This is a genomic window from Streptomyces sp. NPDC048664 (assembly GCF_040650555.1).
Classification (GTDB): Bacteria; Actinomycetota; Actinomycetes; order Streptomycetales; family Streptomycetaceae; genus Streptomyces.
This window is the reverse complement of the sequence record NZ_JBEZHK010000024.1, coordinates 83,014-103,013: the sequence shown is the minus strand read 5'-3', so window position 1 is coordinate 103,013 and position 20,000 is coordinate 83,014. Positions and strand designations below refer to the sequence as shown.

The window sequence follows — 20,000 nt, the reverse complement described above, 5'->3', positions numbered from 1 at the left end:
TGGTGTTGTACGAGCGCCCCATTTGTGACGCTGTATCAGCGTTTCATCGCTGATTGCACGTCGTCAACTGAATATAGGTCAGGTCACCCAGGCGCAGGCTTTACGGCAGCGACCAGGCTCCACGCGCACCGTCAGTTCGGGGGACCACGCAGCCGGTACGGGAACGAACGCGCATCTCGGACCTCCGAAGTCGCGGGCCCTTCAGCTACGTCGATCTGTCCCTCGTCCGGGTCAACGGCCGCACGGTGGACGGCTCCCGGCTCCTGAGCCCGTTCACCCCGAAGGGCGACCACCCGGAGAGTCCGGCCTGGTATGCCACGCACGACTGCTGACGTCCACCCGGTGCCCGTGATGTCATGCCCCTGACCAAAAGCCGAACGAAGGGGCACCACATGCGCACTCCCCACGCCCTGATCGCCGCGGCCGCCGCGCTGGCCGCCGCGATCGCGGCGCCCCCGGCCGTCACCGCCGCCGCCGCGGTCCCCACCACGGGCGGCTACTACGTGCAGAGCGCCGTCACCGGCCTCGACGCGGCCGCCAACGGGGCAACCGTCGAACAGCACAGCCCCAAGGGCGACGAGGACCACCAGCGGTGGAACCTGAGACCCGCGCCGTCCCCGGCGACGTCCTCCGTCCTGGAGAACGCGGACACCGCGGGCAGCTGCCTCGGCCGCTCGGGCGACCAGGCCCGCACCGTCGCCTGCGCGAGCCCGGACGCGGTCTGGGACATCGCACCCGTCGGAAACGACCGGTACACGCTCAAGGACCCGGCGGGCGACCGCTATCTCACCGTGGGCGCCGGTTCCCCGGCGCAACTCGCCGTCGGCTCCCCGGGCGACCTCGCCTCCTGGTACCTGACGCCGGTCGACCCGCCCACGCGCCCCATGCCCTCCGCCGACCGGCGCACCCTGGACCAGGTCACCTTCCTCACCGCCCACAACGCGTACGCCAACGGCGTCGACGGCGGCTTCGCACCCCCCTTCGTGAACCTGGTGCCCAACCAGACACGCGGTATCGACCGGCAACTCGCCGACGGTGTACGCGGGTTCATGCTGGACATCCATCAGACCCCCGACGGGGCGATCCTCTGCCACGACAGCTGCTTCCTGGTCAGCAGGCCGGTCGCCCTGTGGGTGGACCTCCAGCGCATCGTGTCCTTCCTCAAGGCGCACCCCGACCAGGTGGCCACCGTCTTCCTGGAGGACTACGTCGACCCGGGCGTCCTGCGGGGCGAGATCACCCGGGTGAACGGACTGCAGGACGTGCTCTTCAGGCCCGACCAGGCCGGGGTGCGCCAGAACGGCTGGCCGAAGGTGGCCGACATGATCGCCTCCGGCCACCGGCTGCTGATCTTCAGCGACCACGACCGGGCTGCGGACGAGGCCGCCGGGCTCACCCGCGACAGCTTCGGGGTGATGTACCAGCGGGACTGGACGGTGGAGAACTACTGGTCCATGGGGTCCGGCATCGGCACCTCCGACTGGACCTGCGTGAGCCGCTGGGGCGGCGTGCCCCTCACCCGCACCGAGCCCGGCTTCGACCCGCTGTTCGTCATGAACCACTTCCGCGATGTGACCATCGCGCCCACCGCGCAGACCGACAACACCAAACTGGCCGACCGGGCCCGGCGGTTCTGCCAGCCCGCCGCCCGCAGGAAGCCCAACTACCTGGCGGTCGACCGCTACGACCTGGGCGACCCGACGTCGGCCGTGAACCTCCTGAACACCTACACCTACCCCTAGGTTCCGTCAGGCTCCGTCAGGTTCCGTCCCCGTCCCGCCGGGTGCCCGGTTCCGCGCGACGCCTGTGCCACGGCGGTCCTGATGTGCCATCATCCGCTGATGTCCTCGACGATGATCACCGCGAGAGCCGCGGGCACCTGGAACCTGGGCGGCGACCTGCCCGTCCACCGCGTCGGCTTCGGCGCGATGCGGTTGACGGGCAGCGCCGCCTTCCACCTCGGCAGGCCGAGCGACCGTACGCGATCGATCGCCGTGCTGCGCCGGGCCGTCGAGCTCGGCGTCAACCACATCGACACGGCCGCCTTCTACTTCTCCTCGCTGCGCTCCGCGAACGAGCTGATCAACAGCGCCCTCGGGCCCTACCCGGACGATCTGGTCATCGTCACCAAGGTCGGCCCGCACCGCGACCCCTCGGGCGAGTGGGGCACCTGGGCCCGGCCGGACCAACTACGCGGACAGGTCGAGGAGAACCTGCGCCAGCTGGGCCGGGACCACCTGGACGTGGTCAATCTGCGCAGGGCCCGCAGCTGGGACTCGATCGCGGAGCACTTCGGCGCGCTCGCCGAACTGCGGGAGGCCGGGCTGATCCGGCACCTCGGCGTCTCGGCCGTCGAGCCCCGGCACCTCGCCGAGGCGCAGCGGATCGCACCGGTGGTGTGCGTGCAGAACGAGTACGGACTCCACGCGCCCGACCCGGGCACCGAGGAACTGCTGCGGCTCTGCGGCGAGCAGGGGATCGCGTTCGTACCCTTCTTCGCTCTCGCCGGGCAGGGCGCCGAGCACGGCGCGGCCGAGGCCGCCCAGGGCGGCGTGGACGAGGCGGTCGCCGCCGTCGCGCGGGCGCACGGGGCCACGCCCGCGCAGGTCCGGCTGGCGTGGACGCTCCAGCTGGGACCCCAGGTGCTGGCCATCCCGGGCACCGGCGACCCGGAGCATCTGAGGGAGAACGTGGCCGCCGGCGAGCTGCGACTCACCCAGGACGACCTGACGCGCCTCGCCGCCGCACGACCCCAGGCCCCCGCGGCCTGAGCGGAGGCCGTCAGGCGGTGAGAGGAGGGCAGCCGGGTCCGCTCGCGGGCCCCGGCCCGGTCTCGCACCGCGTCCCCGGGCCGCGGCAGGCACGGTTCGCCCGTCGGGGAGCGGTGCCCGGTGGGTGCTCCCGGCGCGCCCGGCCGGAAGCCCTCGTACGGGTCGTACTCGGGTTCTCGGCCGGCGCGGCGAGGGGGATCTCCTGCGCGTGGAGCTCGGGGGAGCGTGCCGGGCACCGCGACGGGGGGCGAACGTCGCCCGGCGCGGCACCGGGACCGGTCAGGGCGCGATCGGCGGCTGCCGCTTGTGCTCGGTCAGCCGGTAGCGCCCGGCGATGGTGGAGAAGGCGGCCTCGCCGACCGGCTTGCCCTCCAGGAAGTCGTCGATGTCGTCGTAGGACACGCCGAGGGCGTCCTCGTCGGGCTTGCCCGGGTCCAGGGTCTCCAGATCCGCGGTCGGGGTCTTGCCGACCAGCTCGGACGGTGCGCCGAGAGCCTGTGCCACGGCCCGCACGCGCCGCTTGGTGAGGCCGGTGAGCGGCACGACGTCCGCCGCGCCGTCCCCGAACTTGGTGAAGAAGCCGGAGACCGCCTCGGCGGCGTGATCGGTGCCCACCACCAGGCCTTCCTGCGCGCCCGCGACCGCGTACTGGGCGATCATGCGCTGCCGGGCCTTGATGTTGCCGTGCACGAAGTCCCGGTGGTGCTCGTCGCGGAAGGCGGTGCCGGCGTCGACCACGGCGAGCAGCGCGGCGTCGGCGGCGGGCCGCACGTCCACCGTCAGCGTCCGGTCGGGCCGGATGAACTCCAGCGCGAGCTGCGCGTCCTTCTCGTCGGCCTGGGTGCCGTACGGCAGCCGCATCGCGACGAACGTCGCCTGCCCGCCCTCCGCCCGCACCCGCTCGACCGCGAGCTGGCACAGGCGGCCGGTGGTCGTGGAGTCCACGCCGCCGCTGATGCCCAGCACGAGCGAGCGCAGGCCGGTCGAGGTCAGCTGGTGGGCGAGGAAGGCCACCCGGCGCTCGATCTCCCGCTCCGCGTCGAAGGACGTGCTCACCTGGAGGTCCCGGGCGATGTCCTGCTGCACGGATATGGACGCCAGGTCGGTCACGGTTGCTCCTCGATCGTGTGGGTCGGTCGGCGTGCGGCGCGAACGGGCCGCACGCGTACCTGCGTGTGCGCCAGCACTTTAGTCCGTGGGCGTGTCGTGGTGCTGTGCGCGGTGTGCCGGGCCCGGCTTCCCCCCGCCGGGTTCGCGGGGGCGCGGCAGCCGGCGGGCGGCGTAGGCCCACAAGCCGAGCCAGCTCACGGCCAGCAGCCAGCCACCGATCACGTCGGAGAGCCAGTGGACTCCCAGGTACACCCGGGTGAGGCCGATCAGGGCGCCCCAGCCGACGACCGCGGCCACGATGAAGGGCCCGCCGCGCGGCGCGCGCGCCAGGACCGCCAGGACGACCAGGCCTGCGGCCATCGCCGCGGTCGTCGCGTGCCCGGAGGGGAACGACGAGCCCCAGGTCTCGACGGCCCGGTCCGCCGTCGCCGGGCGGGGGCGCGCCATCAGGGACATCAGGCCGTAGCGCACGAGCTGGCCCAGGGCGAGGCAGGCGACGCAGGTGGCGATCGCGCCGGCGCGCCCCCGCCATGAGCGCGCCGCCAGCAGGCCCGCCAGGACCGCGAGCAGATAGGGGACCAGCCCCGTGCCCGTGGCGGTCAGCGCGCGGGCCGCCGCGAGGGCCGTGGACGGGCGATGGCCGACGGACCAGCGCAGCAGGGCCTCGTCGCCGTACACCGGCGCTCCGCCGTGTGCCGCCACGGCCGCCGTCAGCAGCACGAACGCCACCAGCGCGACCACCGCCGCCGTGCGCGAAGCCGCACCCCTGGTCATAGGGCTCCTCTCATAATGGTGGACGGACCGGTCACGGCCGGGTCCATGAAGACTACAATTCTGTAGACGGTCTACGGAGATGTAGACGAATGCGGGGTGAGGAAGGTTCCCATGGCCGAAGCGAAGGACGAGCGCCGTCCGGCGGGCGAACTGGAGGCGAGCGTCATGGCCGCCCTGTGGGCCGCGGGCGTCCCGCAGACCCCCGGGCAGGTGCAGCTGAGCCTCGGCGCGGGGCTCGCCCGGACGACGGTGACCACCATCCTGTCCCGGCTGCACGAGAAGGGCGTCGTCGACCGCAGCCGTCAGGGCCGGGGCTACGCCTACCGTCCCGTCCAGGACGCCCACGGCCTCACCGCCCGGCGCATGCACACCGAACTCGACCGCGACAGCGACCGGCGCACGGTGCTGGCCCGCTTCGTGGCCCAGCTGACCGAGGACGACGAGCGGGTCCTGCGGGACCTGCTGGAACCCGAAGAGGGGTGACCTCCGCCCCTTCCGCGCCTCCCTCCCGCCGTCCGTGACGCCCCTCGCGTGCGGCAGCCCCCTCGACGCACCCGTTGCGGCGCACCCGTCCGCGATGCCGCCACCCGTGGTCCCGCCGTGGCCGTTCACGCTCGCCGTGGCCCTCCCGAGACGCCGGACACCGGCCCCGACCGCGGCTCGCCGTCGTCCCGGCCGGGCCGGGGCCCTGGGGGCCGGGTCGGCGCTGTGCCGCATCGCACACCCCGCGCGCCCGGCTCGGCGGCTGGATGTCGTACGCTACGTGTTACGTATAACCCCGCCGCCCTGGAAGGTCCGATGCGTCGTATCGCCCTGGTCACCCTCCTCGTCGACGACTACGACGAGGCCATCCGCTTCTACACCGACGCCCTCGGTTTCCGGCTCGCCGCCGACGAACCGCGGCCCGACGGGTCCCGCTGGGTCGTCGTCGAGCCCGGCGAGCCCGGCCACGGCACCGGCCTGCTGCTGGCCCGCGCCAAGAACGACGGCCAACGCGGCCGGGTCGGCGACCAGACCGGCGGACGCGTCGGCTTCTTCCTGCACACCGACGACTTCTCCCGCGACCACGCCCGCATGGTCGCGGCCGGCGTGACCTTCCTGGAGGAGCCCCGGCACGAGCCCTACGGCACCGTCGCCGTCTTCGAGGACCTCCACGGCAACCGCTGGGACCTGCTCCAGCCCGCCGGCTGACCCGCCCTCCCGCCGTTTCGAACCGCCCGCCCAAGGAAAGACCCACCATGACTGCTACGCGCGTAGACGCCGACGTGATCCGCCGCCTCCCCAAGGTCGTCCTGCACGACCACCTCGACGGCGGACTGCGTCCGTCCACCGTCGTCGAGCTCGCCGCCGAGGTCGGGCACACCCTGCCCACCACCGACGCCGACGAGCTGGCCGCCTGGTACTACGAGGCCGCGAACTCCGGCGACCTGGTCCGCTACATCGCCACCTTCGAGCACACCCTCGCCGTCATGCAGAACCGCGAGGGCCTGCTGCGCGTGGCCGAGGAGTACGTGCTGGACCTCGCCGCCGACGGCGTCGTGTACGCCGAGGTGCGCTACGCCCCCGAGCTCAACACCAACGGCGGGCTGTCGCTGGGCGAGGTCGTGGAGGCCGTGCAGGAGGGCCTCGCCACCGGTATGGCCAAGGCCGCCGCGGCCGGCACCCCCGTCCGGGTGGGCACCCTGCTCTGCGGCATGCGGATGTTCGACCGCGTCGGTGAGGCCGCCGAACTCGCCGTCACCTACCGCGACGCCGGTGTGGTCGGGTTCGACATCGCGGGCGCCGAGGACGGCTTCCCGCCCGCCGACCACCTCGCCGCGTTCGAGCACCTGCGCGCCGAGAGCGTGCCGTTCACGATCCACGCCGGTGAGGCGCACGGCCTGCCCAGCATCCACCAGGCCCTCCAGGTCTGCGGGGCCCAGCGCATCGGCCACGGTGTCCGCATCACCGAGGACATCGTGGACGGAAAGCTCGGCCGTCTCGCGAGCTGGGTGCGCGACCGCCGCGTCGCCCTGGAGATGTGCCCGACCTCCAACCTCCAGACCGGCGCCGCCACCTCGATCGCCGACCACCCGATCACGGAGCTGAAGAACCTCGGCTTCCGGGTCACCCTCAACACCGACAACCGTCTGGTCTCCGGCACCAGCATGACCCGCGAGATGTCCCTGCTGGTCCAGGAGGCCGGTTGGACGGTCGAGGACCTGCGCACGGTCACGGTGAACGCGGTCAAGAGCGCCTTCATCCCGTTCGACGAGCGCAACGCCCTCCTCCGCGAGGTGATCCTGCCCGGCTACGAGGCCGCGCTCTGAAGCAGCCCTCGCAGATAGGCGGCCTGTCCGACGTGCTGCAGATCGTCGGACAGGACGCTGACCAGGCGCACGCCCAGGGTGACCGGGGGGTCCCAGCGCTCGTCCACGACGCGCTCGAAGTCCTTGGCGGTCAGCCCGCGCAGGAAGTCGACCGTGCGCTCGTGCACCGCGTCGTGGTACCCGGTGAGCAGACTGCCCGACTCCACCCGCACCCTGGCCACCTGCCCCGAGGTGTGCCCGTACCCGGTGTCCGCGCGGGGCAGGTCGAGTCCGAAGCGCTCGGCCCAGTCCTGCGAGAGCCAGAGCTGTTCGAAGCCGCCGGCATCGGCGACGTGGTCGTCCTGAACACGGGTCAGGTGCCAGACGAGCCACGCGATGGAGTTGCCGCTGCCTCCCGGCCGGTGGCACAGCGCGTCCGGGTCCAGGCCCTGGACCGCGGAGTGGACCTCTTCCTGGATGCGGCCGTACGCGTCGATGAGGATGTCCTTTGCGAGCATGCCTCCACCATCGCGCATCAAGACCGTCCCCGTCCGCCGTTCCCGGCCGGCGGGCCGCGCGTGCCGCGGGGCCGCGCCCGCGGACCCCTCGTGCGGCCGACCGGTCACGCGGCGCCCGAACCGTCCTCGGTGTCGCCGGTGAGCAGGCCCATCAGCGCCCGGGCCGCCGGACTGGTGGCCTCCTCCGGGGGGAGCACGGCCACGGTCTCGTAGACGGCGGCGCCCTTCACCGGAAGCGACACCAGGCCCGCGGCCTCCCGCTTGGACCCGAAGTGGCGGGGCACGACGGCGATACCGAGCCCCTCCTGGACCAGTTCCAGCAGACTGTGCACATCGCTGACCTCCAGCGGAACCGTCCGCCGCACACCCGCCCCGGCGAAGACGGCGTCGGTCGTGCGGCGCGGCCCCCAGTCCGGGTGGAAGTCCACGAACGCCTCACCGCCCAGATCCTCGGGCGTGACCGTGCCTGCCCGCGCGAGCGGGTGCGAGGGACGGCACAGCACGGTCATCGGTTCGCTCGTCAGCGCGACCGAGCGCAGCTGTTCGCCGCCGTCCCCGGTACGGACCGCGAACGCCAGGTCCAGCCGGCCCGCCGCCACCTCCTCGGCCAGCGCGCCCGACCCCGCCTGCCGCAGCCGGATCTCCACATCGGGGTGGCCGCGCCGGAACCGGGCGAGCAGCCGTGCCACGTCCACCCCGGCGATGCACTGCTCGGTGCCCAGCGCGAGCGTGCCGCGCAGCACGCCCTGGACGGCGGCCACCGCCTCGTGCGCCGCGCGCACCTGCGCCAGCACGCGTTCGGCCTCCACCAGCAGGGCCCGGCCCGCCTCGGTGAGCGTGACGCTGCGGGTGGTGCGGACGAACAGCGGGGCCCGCAAATCCCGCTCCAGCGCGCGCACGGAGGCGGACAGGCCCGACTGGGACACCATCAGCCGTTCCGCCGCCCGGGTGAAGTGGCGGTCCTCGGCGACGGCGACGAAGTGCTGAAGGTGGCGCAGTTCCATGATTGAGCAGCCTAACCGCTCAATCTCATCCGATTCTCCTGTTGGACCGCTGCTCGGGCGGCGGGCCACAGTGGGGGCGGATCGTCGAAGGCCACCCCCACATGGAACAGGGAGCGCACGTTGTACACGGCAGACCCCGCCCGCTACCGGACCATGCCCTACCGCCGTGCCGGACGCGGCGGCCTCGACCTGCCCGCGCTGTCCCTCGGCCTGTGGCACAACTTCGGCCCCGGCCGAGCGGTGGAGACCCAGCGGCAGATCCTGCGCCGCGCGTTCGACCTCGGTGTCACGCACTTCGACCTCGCCAACAACTACGGGCCCCCGCCGGGCGCCGCCGAGTCCGCCCTCGGCGACGCGCTGCGGGCCGACTTCGCGTCCCACCGCGACGAACTCGTCGTCTCCACCAAGGCCGGCCACCTCATGTGGCCCGGCCCCCACGGGGAATGGGGCTCGCGCAAGCACCTGCGGTCCTCCCTCGACCAGAGCCTGCGGCGGACGGGCCTGGAGTACGTCGACATCTTCTACTCGCACCGCCCCGACCCCCGGACCCCGCTGGAAGAGACGATGGGCGCCCTGCACACCGCCGTCCAGCAGGGCAAGGCGCTCTACGTCGGCCTGTCCAACTACTCCCCGGAGCAGACCCGCGAGGCCGCCCGCGTCCTCGGCGCGCTGGGCACCCCGGCGCTGATCCACCAGCCGCGCTACTCGATGCTCGACCGCCGCCCCGAGGACGGCCTCCTGGACACCCTGGACGAGCTGCGGATGGGCTCCATCGTCTACTCGCCGCTGGAACAGGGACTGCTCAGCGACCGCTACCTGGACGGCGTCCCCCCGGACTCACGCGTCGCGAGCGACAGCCCCTTCCTGACCTCGGACGCGGTCACCGACGACCTCGTACGGCGGCTGCGCGCGCTCGACGGCATCGCCAGGGAGCGCGGCCAGTCGCTGGCACAGCTGGCCCTCGCCTGGGTCCTGCGCGGCGGCCGGGTGACCTCCGCCCTGGTCGGCGCGAGCAGCGCCCGGCAGCTGGAGGACAGCGTCGCCGCCGTCCGCAACCTGGACTTCGACGCGGAGGAGCTCGCGCGCGTCGACGCGATCGTGCGGCCCTTGGAGCGGCCGCGGCCGCACGCGTGAGGACGCGGGCGGCCGACGCGCGCCGCACCCGTGTGCGGTTGTGGGACGCCACGCGCTGGCCAAGACTGGACGGGTAGGGGCACATCGACTACGGCGGGCGACGCGCGGCCGTGTGTCGCCCGCCGGACGGGTGGTCAATCGTGACGATCTCGCCCTTCGGGTCTGGCGACCCGTTCTCCGAACTCTTCAACCGGTTCTTCGGCATGAGCCCGGCCACCTCCCCGCCGGCGGTGCAGCGCGTCCCCATCGGACGCCTGCTCAGCGACTCCTCGCAGGAACTGCTCGCCGCCGCCGGCGCGCGGGCGGCGGCGGACGGCAGCGACCTGGACGCCACCCACCTGCTGTGGGCGGCCACCCAGGTCCCGGCGGCGCGCCAGGTGCTGGAGCAGGCGGGAGCGGATCCGCACAGGCTCGCCACCGACCTGGAACAGGCACTGCCCTCGGGCACCGGCGAGGGGGAGCCCGCGCTCACGCCGGCGGCCAAGCGCGCACTGCTGGCCGCCCACGCCCGCTCCCAGGCGGCCGGGGCCTCCTACATCGGCCCCGAGCACATCCTCGCCGGCCTCCTGGACGATCCGCGCTCCCCGCTGGCCCGGCTCCTGAAGGCGGAGGGCGCCTCGCCGGGGGCGCTCGGCGGCACCGGACGCCCGGGTCAGCAGAGCGGCGGTCCCTCCGACACGCCCACGCTGGACGAGTACGGGCGGGACCTCACCGAGGAGGCCCGCGGCGGACGTCTGGACCCGGTGGTCGGCCGGGCCGGCGAGATCGAGCAGACCGTGGAGGTCCTCTCCCGCCGCACCAAGAACAACCCCGTGCTGATCGGGGACCCGGGCGTCGGCAAGACCGCCATCGTGGAGGGCCTGGCCCAGCGCATCGTGGGCGGCGAGGTGCCGAGGGCGCTCAAGGACCGGCGCGTGGTCTCCCTGGACATGGCGGGCCTCGTCGCGGGCGCGCAGTACCGGGGGCAGTTCGAGGAACGCCTGAAGAAGGTCATCGACGAGGTCACCCAGGCGCAGAAGGGCATCATCCTCTTCATCGACGAGATGCACCAGGTCGTGGGCGCCGGCGCCACCGGCGACGGCTCCATGGACGCGGGCAACATCCTCAAGCCCGCACTGGCCCGCGGCGACCTCAGCGTCGTCGGCGCCACCACCATCGACGAGTACCGCAAGCACGTCGAGAAGGACGCCGCGCTCGAACGGCGCTTCCAGCCGGTCATGGTGCCCGAGCCGAGCGTGGACGAGACGGTCGAGATCCTGCGCGGGCTGCGTGACTCCTACGAGGCCCACCACCAGGTGCGGTACACGGACGAGGCGCTGGACGCCGCGGCCGCCCTCTCCGACCGCTACATCAGCGACCGGTTCCTGCCCGACAAGGCCATCGACCTGATGGACCAGGCCGGCGCCCGCGTCGGGCTGCGCGGCGTCGGCGCCACCGACGAGACCTCGGAGCTGGAGGAGCGCCTCGCCCGGGTGCGCAGGGAGAAGGACGAGGCCGTCAGCACCGAGGACTTCGAGCGGGCCGGTGAGGCCAAGCGGCAGATCGCGGAACTGGAGCGGCAACTCGCCGACCAGGGCGAGGAGGGCGCCCCCGCCCTCACCGTCACCGTCGACGACATCGCGGAGGTGCTCTCCGCGCGGACCGGCATCCCGGTCTCCCAGCTCACCGAGACCGAGCGCGAGCGGCTCATGAAGCTGGAGGACCTGCTGCACGAGCGCGTCATCGGCCAGGACCAGGCCGTCATGGCCGTGGCCCAGGCCGTTCGGCGCGGCCGGGCCGGCATGGGCGACCCCGACCGGCCCACCGGAAGCTTCCTCTTCCTCGGCCCGACCGGCGTCGGCAAGACCGAACTGGCCAAGGCCCTGGCCGAACTGCTCTTCGGCGACCCCGACCGCATGATCCGCTTCGACATGAGCGAGTTCCAGGAGAAGCACACCGTCTCCCGGCTCGTCGGCTCCCCGCCCGGATACGTCGGCTATGAGGAGGCCGGGCAGCTCACCGAGGCGGTGCGCCGCAAGCCGTACAGCGTGGTGCTCTTCGACGAGGTGGAGAAGGCCCACCCCGATGTGTTCAACCTGCTCCTGCAGGTCCTGGACGACGGGCGGCTCACCGACGCCCAGGGCCGCACCGTCGACTTCCGCAACACCGTCGTCATCATGACCAGCAACATCGCCTCCAAGCACATCCTGGACCACCAGGGCGACGTCGAGGAGATCAGGGACGATCTGATGGCGGAGCTCCAGGCGCACTTCCGCCCCGAGTTCCTCAACCGGATCGACGAGGTCATCGTGTTCCACGCGCTGGTGCGCGAGGACCTGGTGCAGATCGTGGACCTGCTCCTGGACGGCACCCGGCGCCGGCTGCGCGCGCAGGACGTCGGCATGGAGGTCACCGAGGCCGCCAAGGAGTGGCTCGCGGAGCACGGCCACCAGCCGGAGTTCGGCGCCCGTCCGCTGCGCCGCACCATCCAGAGCGAACTGGACAACCGCCTGTCGAACATGCTCCTGGACGGCACGCTCAGCCCGGGCGACACGGTCGTCGCCGACGTGAAGGACGACGACCTGGCCCTGTCCCTCAAGCCCACGCCCGAGGAGTGAGGTTCCGGTCGATCACGACGGAAGGCGGTCCAGGAACCCGTGCACCGACCGGATGCGCCCCTCCTCGTCCAGGGTGACCACGTCGAACCCGGCGACAGGCGCCGACCCGTCCGTCTCGCTCACCAACTCCCAGGCGAACCGGGCGATGTCGTGATGCCCGTCGACCCGGCCCGACAGCCGGAAGCCGAATCCGGGGAACTGCTCCCGGGCCCCCGCGATCACGGCGGCGATCTCCGCGTGCCCCCGGACGTCGGCCAGCGGATCGGTGTAGCCGCCGTCCTCGGCCCAGGCGGCGGCGACGGCCTCGCGGCGGGCTCCCGGGTCGGCGGCGTTCCACGCCCTGAGGTAGCGGGCGGCGGCCGACTCGTAGCGGTCGGTGTCTGCGGACATGGCGGATCAGCCTCCAACGAGGTCGTGTGCGCTGGTCGGAAACCGGAACCCGGGGCGCGGTGCCCGTCGGGAGCCGGTGACGCCACTCTGCCCGGCCGCGCACGGGGCGTCGATGACCCGCCAGGTAAGCGCGGACCCGGACCGCGCCCGTGAATATGCCACGAGACTGGCCGAAATGGCGTGGTGACACTGTGTCAGGAGTGTCGATACTCGTAGCGACAGGGTGAGGCGGCCACGCCCGAAGAGCGGCATCGAGTACCCGCATTGGGGACGATCGTGCACGACGAATTCCTGTGCCATGTCACGGCGTACGGCATCTGCGGCGGTCACCGCGTCGGCGTGCCGCTGGGCACCTATCGCGCCCCGACCCTCGCCCTGGCGCTGTGGTGGATGCGCGATCGGGCCACCTGGATCGCCGAACGCCTCGACCCGCGCCCCGGCGGACCTCCCTTCCCGCCCGGCTCCCTGGCTCCGGTGGCCGCCACCGTCCCCGACGTGCCGGGCATCCTGCGCGGCTGGTGCGTCGACCGTCGCCAACAGGGTCGGGCCGCGGATGAGTTGGCCGCGGGGCGGCTCATCCGTGTCGCCGTCAGCGACGACACCACGGAGTACGAGCTGCTCGCGGAGTCCGTGGACGCGCTCCGGATGCAGCGGTTCGTCCCCGCGCTCTCCGCGCCGGCCGCCTGAGCCCGAAGGTTCCGTCGAAACAGGGGCGTTCATGGGAGCGAATGGCTAGAATTCCGGACATGATCGAGCGGCCGGCCGCCCCGACCGCGCCCGTCCTGGTCCTGGAGACCGAGACGGGCTCCACGGTGATGAGTCCTGACCGCGCCTACCGCATAGGCCGCGACCCCTCCAACGACATCGTGCTGGACGACGCCCGGGTCTCCTGGCGGCACGCGACCCTGCACGCCGCCGACGGCCACTGGGTGCTCCGGGACGAACAGAGCACCAACGGCACCTTCACCGAAGGCCGCCGCGTCCACCGACTGGCCGTCGGCGCCGGCACGGTGGTGCACTTCGGCAATCCGGCCGACGGGCCCCGCGCCGTCCTCGTGGACCGCAGCACCCGGTGGCCCTCCCTCGTCTCCCAGCCCGCCGCCACCGGCACCTTCAAGCAGCCGACGAACGTACGCCCCCTGCTCAGCCGCACGATCCGCATCGGCCGCGGCGCCGACAACGACATGGTGATCGACGACCTCGTCGTCTCACGCCGCCACGCGGAGCTGCGGGCCCACGCGAACGGCGCCTACGAGATCGTCGACCTCGACAGCCACAACGGCACCTTCCTCAACGGACGGCCCGTCAGCCGCGCCCCCGTCACCGCCGGTGACATCGTCGGAATCGGCCACCTGGTGTTCTGCCTGGTCGGCGACGAACTCCAGGAGTACGTCGACACCGGCGAGGTCTCCCTCGACGTGCAGGACCTGACCGTGGCCGTCGACCGAGGGCGCAGGACCCTGCTGGACGGCGTGTCGTTCCCCGTCGGCGCGAAATGCCTGCTCGCCGTGGTCGGCCCGAGCGGCGCGGGCAAGTCGACCCTGCTGGGCGCCCTCACCGGGCAGCGCCCCGCGGACAGCGGCACCGTCCTGTACGACGGCCGCGACCTGTACCGCGACTACGCGGAACTGCGCCAGCGCATCGGGCTCGTCCCGCAGGACGACATCCTGCACACTCAACTCACCGTGCGCCGCGCTCTCCTGTACGCCGCCGAACTGCGCTTCCCGCAGGACACGGCGAAGGAGGAGCGCCGGGCCCGGGTCGAGGAGGTCATCGAGGAACTCGGCCTCGGGCAGCGGGCCGACCAGCCCATCCACAGCCTCTCGGGCGGCCAGCGCAAGCGCGTCAGCGTCGCCCTGGAACTGCTCACCAAGCCGTCGCTGCTCTTCCTGGACGAGCCGACCTCCGGCCTCGACCCGGGCATGGACCGCTCGGTGATGCACATGCTGCGCGGGCTGGCCGACGACGGGCGCACCGTCATCGTCGTCACCCACAGCGTGCTCAGCCTCGACGGGTGCGACCGGCTGCTCGTCCTCGCGCCCGGCGGCAGGATCGCCTACTACGGGCCGCCCGACGAAGCCCTGCCCTTCCTCGGGTTCCCCCAGTGGCCGGAGGCCTTCGAAGCCTTCGAGCGGGACCGGGAGCGGGACTGGGCGGGGGAGTACCGGCGGTCGGCGCTCCACCGCCAGTACGTCGTGGGCTCCTCCGCGCAGCCCCGGCTGCGCGCCCCCGACCGTGCGCCGGCCGTCGCCGCACCGCCGAAGCCGCAGAGCTGGGGTGCCCAACTGGGCACCCTCGTCCGGCGGTACGCGGCCGCCCTGGGCGCCGACCGCACCTTCCTCGTCATCATGGTGGCCCTGCCGTTCGTGATGGGCGCCATGGCCCGAGCCCTGGCCAAGGGCCGGTTCACCCAGGAGACGGCGCTGAACGCGCTGCTGATCCTGTGCGTCGGCGCCGTCCTGACCGGCGCCTCCAACGCCGTGCGCGAACTGGTCAAGGAACGCGTGATCTACCAGCGGGAGCGCGCCGTCGGCCTGTCCCGATCGGCGTACCTCATGTCGAAGATCGTCGTACTGGGCGCCGTCACCGTGCTCCAGGCCGTCGTGCTCACCCTGGTCGCGCTGCTCGGCGTCGACCTCGGGGTGCCCCGGGGCGAGGGGGTGCTGATGCCGCCCCTGGTGGAACTCACCCTGGCCGTCGCCCTGCTGGCCTTCACGGCGATGACACTCGGCCTGGTCGTCTCCGCCCTGGTGCGCAAGGAGGAGGTCACCATGCCGCTCCTCGTGCTCCTCGCCATCGTCCAGGTGGTGTTCTGCGGCGCGCTGCTGACGCTCGACGGGGTGGCCGTGCTCGACCAGCTGTCCTGGCTGGTGCCCTCGCGCTGGGCGTTCGGCGCGATGGCGGGCACGACCGACCTCGCGCGCCTCGCACCCGACCGGACGGATCCGCTGTTCCGGCGCGAACCGGGCGCGTGGCTTCGCGACATGGGCATGCTCGCCGCCCTCTCGGCCCTGTGCGCCCTCGCCGTGGTGCGCCTGCTGCGCCGCCACGAACCCGCGGTCATGAGGAGGTGACACCGTGACACCACGAGCGGCGTCCGGGACCGCCCCCGTCAGGGCACCTCGCCCCGGCGGCGCACCCCGAGAGCGAGCAGCGCCCCGACGAACCCGGCCACCAGTCCCCACAGCGCGGCGAACCCGATCGCGGTCCACAGCCGCGCCGTGAGGAACAGCACGCCCGACAGCCCGCCGTTCAGGTCACCGACGCCGATCAACGACAGCCCGTAGTGCGCCGACACCCGGCAGACCAGACCGATCACGAGCGCGGTCAGCGCCAGTGCCGCGGCCATGTGCAGGGCGTGCCGCCAGGGCCGGATCCGGGCCGGCGACCGTACGGCCATCACCACGGCCGCCGCGAGGACCAGCACCGTGTCCACGACCACCAGCCACCACACCCGTCCGTCGTGCGCGGCGAGCGTGCCCAGGTCCAGGGTCGCCAGGTCCCTGGTGCGCAGCACCTCGTCCAGCAGATGCGGCAGCGGCAGCGCCAGAGGCCCGTCCACGCGGCCGGTCCAGGTCGCCCCGAGACCGAGAGTGAAGGCCGGCCACACCACGTTCGGCAGCCCGAGCAGGATCACGGCGACCGTCTCGGCCGGGCGCTCCCGCGTCACCGCCACGACCAGCGCGATCACCACGCCCAGCGCGACACACGCCAGCAGCAGCGCCACCATGGCGAACGCGGCGGGCCGCACCGACTCCTGGGGCTTGACCAGCCGGGGCGGAAGCGGCGCCCCGCGCGACACCAGCAGCGCGAGGACGAACACGCCCGCCAGCCACAGCAGTCCGAACAGCAGGGTGAGCGGCAGATCCGTCGTGTAGCCGATCTTCGGGCTGAGGCCGAACAGGTCACCGAGATCGCCGATCGCCCCGTCACCGAGCGGGACCGTGAACGTCTGGCGCGCCCCCCGTGCGAGGGCGATCAGGGCCACGAGCCACACCGCGCCGATCCGACCGGCCCACAGGGCCAGTTCGCGCGCCCCCGCCACCGCCCGGTGGCGCAGCGGACGCAGAAACCCCGCGGCGATCACCAGCGCCCCGGCGAGCGTCACCGACAGCGGCATCGCGGTCAGTTCCGCCTGCGTGTCGGCGAGGGCGCCCGCGTCGCCCGCCAGCCTGACGGTGCCTCCCACGGCGACGACGACCGTGGCCACGACCGCCCGGGGGAAGCCGCCCTCGGGAAGGTCCGTCCCCCCGGCCGCCCACAGTCCGAGCGCGGCGAGCACACCCATGGCGAACAGCCCGGCCAGCACCGTCGCCACGGCCCGCACCCAGCCGTGCGAAACGCCGGGTCGAGGGCCGCCGCGGACGACGGCTGCGTCGGACGGGGTCGGGGCGCTCATCCTGCCACGCTAAGCAGCCCGTCCGTGTTCCGCCCGCCGGGAGGGCCGACCGCGTCCACGGCGCCGGCCGCATTCGGGATCAGTCCCGCCGTACGACGAGCGCGTACTCCCCAAGGCCCAGCAGCCGGTCGCCCGACACCTCGCCCAGCGTGGTCAGGACCTTCTCCACCCGGCCCGTGGCCGGGTCGAAGACGACGTCCCGGACCGTCCCGCGGTCGTCACCGTCCTCGGACAGCACCCGGCTCCCCAGCACCTCGCCCGGTGCGGCGGGCTGCTCGGAGCCCGGCGGCACCTCCGACTCCACCAGCACCGCGTCCGGCCCGATCGCGTGCAGGCAGTGCCAGGCGAGCGCCGTCCGGCTGCCACGGCGCCGTCCCGTCACCCGCACATGGGTGATCCGTCCGGCCGGCGCGTCGAGGGCCACGGAGTCGAACACCCCCACCTCGCGCGCCTCGTCGAGGGTCACCACCGGCAGCCCGCGCACCTCGGAGAGCGCCGTCATGACAGAGGTTCCTTCCGCGTCCCTCGGCCGGGGGCCGCCCCATCCAGCGGGTCCGGGGCGGCCGGCTCGGGTGCCGCCTTCTCGTCGGCGCCCCGGGCACGGAAGGCCGCCACCCGTGCGGCGAACCCGGTGAGGTCGTCGGCGACGAACCGCACGGCGTCCGCGGGGACGACCAGGGCCCGCCCGGACACGGCGAGGGCCTCGCCGCGCGGCACGAACACGTCGCGCCGCCGCCTGCGCGATCCCGGCACCAGCGAGCGGCGTGCCTGGATCCGGAAGCCGGCCACCCGGCCGCTCGTGCCCGCCTCGACCACGACGTCCAGGACCACCCCTATCTCGGCGCCCTCGTCGGTGAGGACCCGCGCGCCGAGCACCCCGCCGTGCGACGCCTCCCCCCGCGCCACCACCACCGACCGCTCCGCGAGCGCCTCCCGGTCGCGGATCATCACCGCGTCGCGGCCCAGCGCGTGCACGGCGGCCCACGGCAGGCTCTCGCGCAGCGGTCCCGCGAGCAGGCCCCGGCCGCTGAGCGTGAACCCGGACACCTGGCCCGCCGCCCCGTCGAACACCGTGTCCTTGATCTGGCCGACCGCGTCGCCGCCCAGCGTCACCACGGGCCGTCCGGACAGCCCACGCGCTCCCATCAGCTCGTTCATCCCGCGCCCCGTCCCCAGGGCTTGCCACCTCGTCGGACGGCGATCACCGTGCCCGCACGCCGGCGCGCCTGCACCCACAGGAGCAGCCCGCCGAGCACCGCCACCGCCACCACCACGAGGACCGGCCACATCCACCAGCTCACGGCCACCTCCGGTACCCCGGCTCCGGCGGCATCCGGCCGGCGCCGTACCCTGCGAATGCCCTGCACGGGGATGAAGATGCGCAACCGCGCGGCCGGGTGTGCGCGTCTTCACTCTCACCGGTCACAGGGACCGGTGAGTGGGGGGCGCGTGGCTGGGTACGAGCACTGATGCGGTGCTCCGTCCAGGGGCGCCGCGCCGTACGAGACCCGGCTGGCCGAGAGAGACCGCATGATGGAGCACCTGGACGGAGCGGTGATACCGACCGAGTTCGACATGCCCGTTGAGCCTTTGCGACGGGCGGCGCACTACGCCGGGGAGCCGGGGTCCATAGCCGAGGCCAGGACCTTCGGCGAGCTGTTCGTGGAGCAGCTGCGGTCCGAGTGGTGCGCCGACATCGACGCGCGCACCTGCGGAGACGTGCTCCTGGTGGTGAGTGAGCTGGTGACCAACGCGCAGCGGCACAGCCAGGGCCCCTACATCCTCGAACTCGAGGGCACCGACACCGCCGTGACCGTGTCGGTCTACGACAGCAGCGCCGCACTGCCCCTGCGCTATCCGAGGGACCCGGGGCGCGTGGGCCGCCATGGCCTGGAGATCGTCCACGCGCTGTCGTCGCAGGTGACGTGTGAGCGCGTGCCGGTCGGCAAGCTGGTCAAGGCCGTGGTCGAACTCGTGAAGCCGCAGGGCTGAGGCGACACCGCAGGACGGAAGCGGCAAGGGAAAGCCCGTGGGCTCGTCGGCCCACGGGCTTTCCCGCACCATCACCCAGCCGTCCGCCGACGGTGTCGCCGCCTGTCAGGTGGCGTCGACCCGCCGCACGTCGTCCAGCATGCCGCTGCGCAGCTGGTCGATGATGCGCTTGATGAGACGCGAGACGTGCATCTGCGAGCAGCCGAGCCGCGTCCCGATGTCCGCCTGCGTGGCCTCCTCCACGAACCGCATGTGGATGATCGACCGGTCGCGCTCGCTGAGCCCGGCCAGCAGCGGGGCGAGGGTGTGGAAGTCCTCGACGAGGCGCATGCCGTCGTCCTCCTCGCCGATGAAGTCGGCGAGGACCGCCTCGCCCACCTGGTCGTCGCCGGAGAGCGTCGCGTCCAGCGACGAGGAGTTGTAGCCGTTGGCCGCGATCTGCGCCTCGACCACCTCGTTCTCGGGCAGGTTCATGAGGGTGGCCAGTTCGGCCACGGTCGGCTCGCGGTCCAGGCGGGTCGCCAGCTCGTCCCGTGCCTTGGCCAGCTCGACGCGCAGTTCCTGGAGGCGGCGCGGCACATGGACGGCCCAGGTCGTGTCGCGGAAGAACCGCTTGATCTCGCCGACGATGTACGGCACGGCGAAGGAGGTGAACTCCACCTCGCGGGAGATCTCGAACCGGTCGATCGCCTTGATCAGCCCGATCATGCCGACCTGGACGATGTCCTCCATGTCGTCACCGCGGTTGCGGAAGCGGCCGGCCGCGAAGCGGACCAGCGACATGTTCATCTCGATGAGGGTGTTGCGCGCGTACTGGTACTCGTGCGTGCCCTCCTCCAGGGTGCTCAGCCGCTGGAAGAACCGACGGGACAGCTCCCGCGCGTCACGGGGCGCCACGGACCTTGGGTCCGCGACGGTCGGCAGGTCCTGCTCACTCGTCGTGGTCCTGACCGCGACAGCGGTCCTTGTCGGCCAGCTCGTGGCGGTGTCCATCGGCTCTCCCGGGAGTCTCGGCCTTCCGGC

Annotated in this window: 20 protein-coding genes; 10 read left to right on the top strand and 10 right to left on the bottom strand. The window is 73.0% G+C overall.

Annotated elements, in window-relative coordinates; translation table 11 throughout:
• Positions 1 to 392 precede the first annotated feature (392 nt).
• Together AB0C59_RS24525 and AB0C59_RS24520 are read left to right on the top strand one after the other, a co-directional pair.
• Entirely contained in the window at positions 393 to 1,742 is a 1,350-nt protein-coding gene (locus tag AB0C59_RS24525) for a PI-PLC domain-containing protein (RefSeq protein ID WP_363008018.1), read from the top strand.
• A 99-nt stretch (positions 1,743 to 1,841) separates the two neighbouring features.
• Positions 1,842 to 2,771: an aldo/keto reductase gene (locus AB0C59_RS24520; protein ID WP_363008016.1), complete on the top strand. Its 930-nt coding sequence runs from the start codon at positions 1,842 to 1,844 to the stop codon at positions 2,769 to 2,771.
• Positions 2,772 to 3,050: 279 nt separating this feature from the next.
• Here the strand turns inward: AB0C59_RS24520 and nadE are convergent, their stop codons facing one another.
• Positions 3,051 to 3,881, bottom strand: a complete 831-nt coding sequence (gene nadE, locus AB0C59_RS24515; protein WP_363008014.1) for an ammonia-dependent NAD(+) synthetase — start codon at positions 3,879 to 3,881, stop codon at positions 3,051 to 3,053.
• Positions 3,882 to 3,959: 78 nt separating this feature from the next.
• Positions 3,960 to 4,655: a phosphatase PAP2 family protein gene (locus tag AB0C59_RS24510; RefSeq protein WP_363008012.1), complete on the bottom strand. Its 696-nt coding sequence runs from the start codon at positions 4,653 to 4,655 to the stop codon at positions 3,960 to 3,962.
• A 111-nt stretch (positions 4,656 to 4,766) separates the two neighbouring features.
• Here AB0C59_RS24510 and AB0C59_RS24505 point away from each other — a divergent pair, with 111 nt between their 5' ends.
• The 3 genes from AB0C59_RS24505 to AB0C59_RS24495 all read left to right on the top strand — a co-directional run bounded on the left by AB0C59_RS24505 (position 4,767) and on the right by AB0C59_RS24495 (position 6,964).
• Positions 4,767 to 5,138, top strand: coding sequence for a BlaI/MecI/CopY family transcriptional regulator (locus AB0C59_RS24505; RefSeq protein ID WP_363008010.1), 372 nt, complete (start codon positions 4,767 to 4,769; stop codon positions 5,136 to 5,138).
• 315 nt (positions 5,139 to 5,453) lie between these two features.
• On the top strand, positions 5,454 to 5,846 hold the full coding sequence (locus tag AB0C59_RS24500; RefSeq protein WP_363008009.1) for a VOC family protein: 393 nt from the start codon (positions 5,454 to 5,456) through the stop codon (positions 5,844 to 5,846).
• 47 nt (positions 5,847 to 5,893) lie between these two features.
• Positions 5,894 to 6,964 carry an adenosine deaminase gene (locus AB0C59_RS24495; protein WP_363008008.1) on the top strand — a complete coding sequence of 357 codons (1,071 nt, stop codon included), beginning with the start codon at positions 5,894 to 5,896 and terminating at the stop codon, positions 6,962 to 6,964.
• Here AB0C59_RS24495 and AB0C59_RS24490 read toward each other — a convergent pair.
• Both AB0C59_RS24490 and AB0C59_RS24485 read right to left on the bottom strand, forming a co-directional pair.
• Complete coding sequence (locus AB0C59_RS24490) at positions 6,946 to 7,461, bottom strand: DUF664 domain-containing protein (RefSeq protein ID WP_363008006.1); 516 nt, start codon at positions 7,459 to 7,461, stop codon at positions 6,946 to 6,948. The genes AB0C59_RS24495 and AB0C59_RS24490 overlap by 19 nt on opposite strands.
• 104 nt (positions 7,462 to 7,565) lie before the next feature.
• Positions 7,566 to 8,465 (bottom strand): LysR family transcriptional regulator, encoded by a 900-nt coding sequence (locus AB0C59_RS24485; protein ID WP_363008004.1) that lies wholly within the window; start codon positions 8,463 to 8,465, stop codon positions 7,566 to 7,568.
• Between the two features lie 120 nt (positions 8,466 to 8,585).
• Between AB0C59_RS24485 and AB0C59_RS24480 the strand changes: the two genes are divergently transcribed.
• Complete coding sequence (locus AB0C59_RS24480) at positions 8,586 to 9,599, top strand: aldo/keto reductase (RefSeq protein WP_363008002.1); 1,014 nt, start codon at positions 8,586 to 8,588, stop codon at positions 9,597 to 9,599.
• Positions 9,600 to 9,739: 140 nt separating this feature from the next.
• Positions 9,740 to 12,196, top strand: a complete 2,457-nt coding sequence (locus AB0C59_RS24475; RefSeq protein WP_363008000.1) for an ATP-dependent Clp protease ATP-binding subunit — start codon at positions 9,740 to 9,742, stop codon at positions 12,194 to 12,196.
• Positions 12,197 to 12,208: 12 nt separating this feature from the next.
• On the opposite strand, the gene AB0C59_RS24470 is transcribed toward AB0C59_RS24475, so the two are convergent.
• A complete protein-coding gene (locus tag AB0C59_RS24470; RefSeq protein WP_363007998.1) occupies positions 12,209 to 12,586 on the bottom strand; it encodes a nuclear transport factor 2 family protein in 378 nt (125 codons plus the stop codon).
• Between the two features lie 276 nt (positions 12,587 to 12,862).
• Between AB0C59_RS24470 and AB0C59_RS24465 the strand changes: the two genes are divergently transcribed.
• A complete protein-coding gene (locus AB0C59_RS24465) occupies positions 12,863 to 13,273 on the top strand; it encodes a hypothetical protein (RefSeq protein WP_363007996.1) in 411 nt (136 codons plus the stop codon).
• A 59-nt stretch (positions 13,274 to 13,332) separates the two neighbouring features.
• Complete coding sequence (locus AB0C59_RS24460; RefSeq protein WP_363007995.1) at positions 13,333 to 15,660, top strand: FHA domain-containing protein; 2,328 nt, start codon at positions 13,333 to 13,335, stop codon at positions 15,658 to 15,660.
• A 38-nt stretch (positions 15,661 to 15,698) separates the two neighbouring features.
• On the opposite strand, the gene AB0C59_RS24455 is transcribed toward AB0C59_RS24460, so the two are convergent.
• The 4 genes from AB0C59_RS24455 to AB0C59_RS24440 form a co-directional block, all read right to left on the bottom strand.
• A complete protein-coding gene (locus AB0C59_RS24455) occupies positions 15,699 to 16,985 on the bottom strand; it encodes a streptophobe family protein (RefSeq protein WP_363007992.1) in 1,287 nt (428 codons plus the stop codon).
• A gap of 79 nt (positions 16,986 to 17,064) precedes the next feature.
• Entirely contained in the window at positions 17,065 to 17,487 is a 423-nt protein-coding gene (locus tag AB0C59_RS24450; RefSeq protein ID WP_363007990.1) for a PRC-barrel domain-containing protein, read from the bottom strand.
• The gene (locus AB0C59_RS24445; protein ID WP_363007988.1) at positions 17,484 to 18,143 is read right to left on the bottom strand and encodes a PRC-barrel domain-containing protein; all 660 of its coding nucleotides are present in this window, start codon (positions 18,141 to 18,143) and stop codon (positions 17,484 to 17,486) included. Before AB0C59_RS24445 ends, AB0C59_RS24450 begins: the two co-directional genes overlap by 4 nt.
• Positions 18,140 to 18,286, bottom strand: coding sequence for a hypothetical protein (locus AB0C59_RS24440; protein ID WP_363007986.1), 147 nt, complete (start codon positions 18,284 to 18,286; stop codon positions 18,140 to 18,142). The genes AB0C59_RS24445 and AB0C59_RS24440 overlap by 4 nt, the downstream gene beginning before the upstream one ends.
• 229 nt (positions 18,287 to 18,515) lie before the next feature.
• Here AB0C59_RS24440 and AB0C59_RS24435 point away from each other — a divergent pair, with 229 nt between their 5' ends.
• On the top strand, positions 18,516 to 18,977 hold the full coding sequence (locus tag AB0C59_RS24435; protein WP_363007984.1) for an ATP-binding protein: 462 nt from the start codon (positions 18,516 to 18,518) through the stop codon (positions 18,975 to 18,977).
• Between the two features lie 105 nt (positions 18,978 to 19,082).
• Here the strand turns inward: AB0C59_RS24435 and AB0C59_RS24430 are convergent, their stop codons facing one another.
• Positions 19,083 to 19,970: an RNA polymerase sigma factor SigF gene (locus tag AB0C59_RS24430; RefSeq protein WP_363007982.1), complete on the bottom strand. Its 888-nt coding sequence runs from the start codon at positions 19,968 to 19,970 to the stop codon at positions 19,083 to 19,085.
• Between the last annotated feature and the right edge of the window lie 30 nt (positions 19,971 to 20,000).

Bases quoted from the DNA above. Each gene is read 5' to 3' on its own strand.
- AB0C59_RS24525 (WP_363008018.1), top strand. From the start codon at position 393: ATGCGCACTCCCCACGCCCTGATCGCCGCGGCCGCCGCGCTGGCCGCC.
- AB0C59_RS24520 (WP_363008016.1), top strand. From the start codon at position 1,842: ATGTCCTCGACGATGATCACCGCGAGAGCCGCGGGCACCTGGAACCTG.
- AB0C59_RS24510 (WP_363008012.1), bottom strand. From the start codon at position 4,655: ATGACCAGGGGTGCGGCTTCGCGCACGGCGGCGGTGGTCGCGCTGGTG.
- AB0C59_RS24505 (WP_363008010.1), top strand. From the start codon at position 4,767: ATGGCCGAAGCGAAGGACGAGCGCCGTCCGGCGGGCGAACTGGAGGCG.
- AB0C59_RS24500 (WP_363008009.1), top strand. From the start codon at position 5,454: ATGCGTCGTATCGCCCTGGTCACCCTCCTCGTCGACGACTACGACGAG.
- AB0C59_RS24495 (WP_363008008.1), top strand. From the start codon at position 5,894: ATGACTGCTACGCGCGTAGACGCCGACGTGATCCGCCGCCTCCCCAAG.
- AB0C59_RS24490 (WP_363008006.1), bottom strand. From the start codon at position 7,461: ATGCTCGCAAAGGACATCCTCATCGACGCGTACGGCCGCATCCAGGAA.
- AB0C59_RS24485 (WP_363008004.1), bottom strand. From the start codon at position 8,465: ATGGAACTGCGCCACCTTCAGCACTTCGTCGCCGTCGCCGAGGACCGC.
- AB0C59_RS24470 (WP_363007998.1), bottom strand. From the start codon at position 12,586: ATGTCCGCAGACACCGACCGCTACGAGTCGGCCGCCGCCCGCTACCTC.
- AB0C59_RS24460 (WP_363007995.1), top strand. From the start codon at position 13,333: ATGATCGAGCGGCCGGCCGCCCCGACCGCGCCCGTCCTGGTCCTGGAG.
- AB0C59_RS24455 (WP_363007992.1), bottom strand. From the start codon at position 16,985: ATGAGCGCCCCGACCCCGTCCGACGCAGCCGTCGTCCGCGGCGGCCCT.
- AB0C59_RS24450 (WP_363007990.1), bottom strand. From the start codon at position 17,487: ATGACGGCGCTCTCCGAGGTGCGCGGGCTGCCGGTGGTGACCCTCGAC.
- AB0C59_RS24445 (WP_363007988.1), bottom strand. From the start codon at position 18,143: ATGAACGAGCTGATGGGAGCGCGTGGGCTGTCCGGACGGCCCGTGGTG.
- AB0C59_RS24435 (WP_363007984.1), top strand. From the start codon at position 18,516: ATGATGGAGCACCTGGACGGAGCGGTGATACCGACCGAGTTCGACATG.
- AB0C59_RS24430 (WP_363007982.1), bottom strand. From the start codon at position 19,970: ATGGACACCGCCACGAGCTGGCCGACAAGGACCGCTGTCGCGGTCAGG.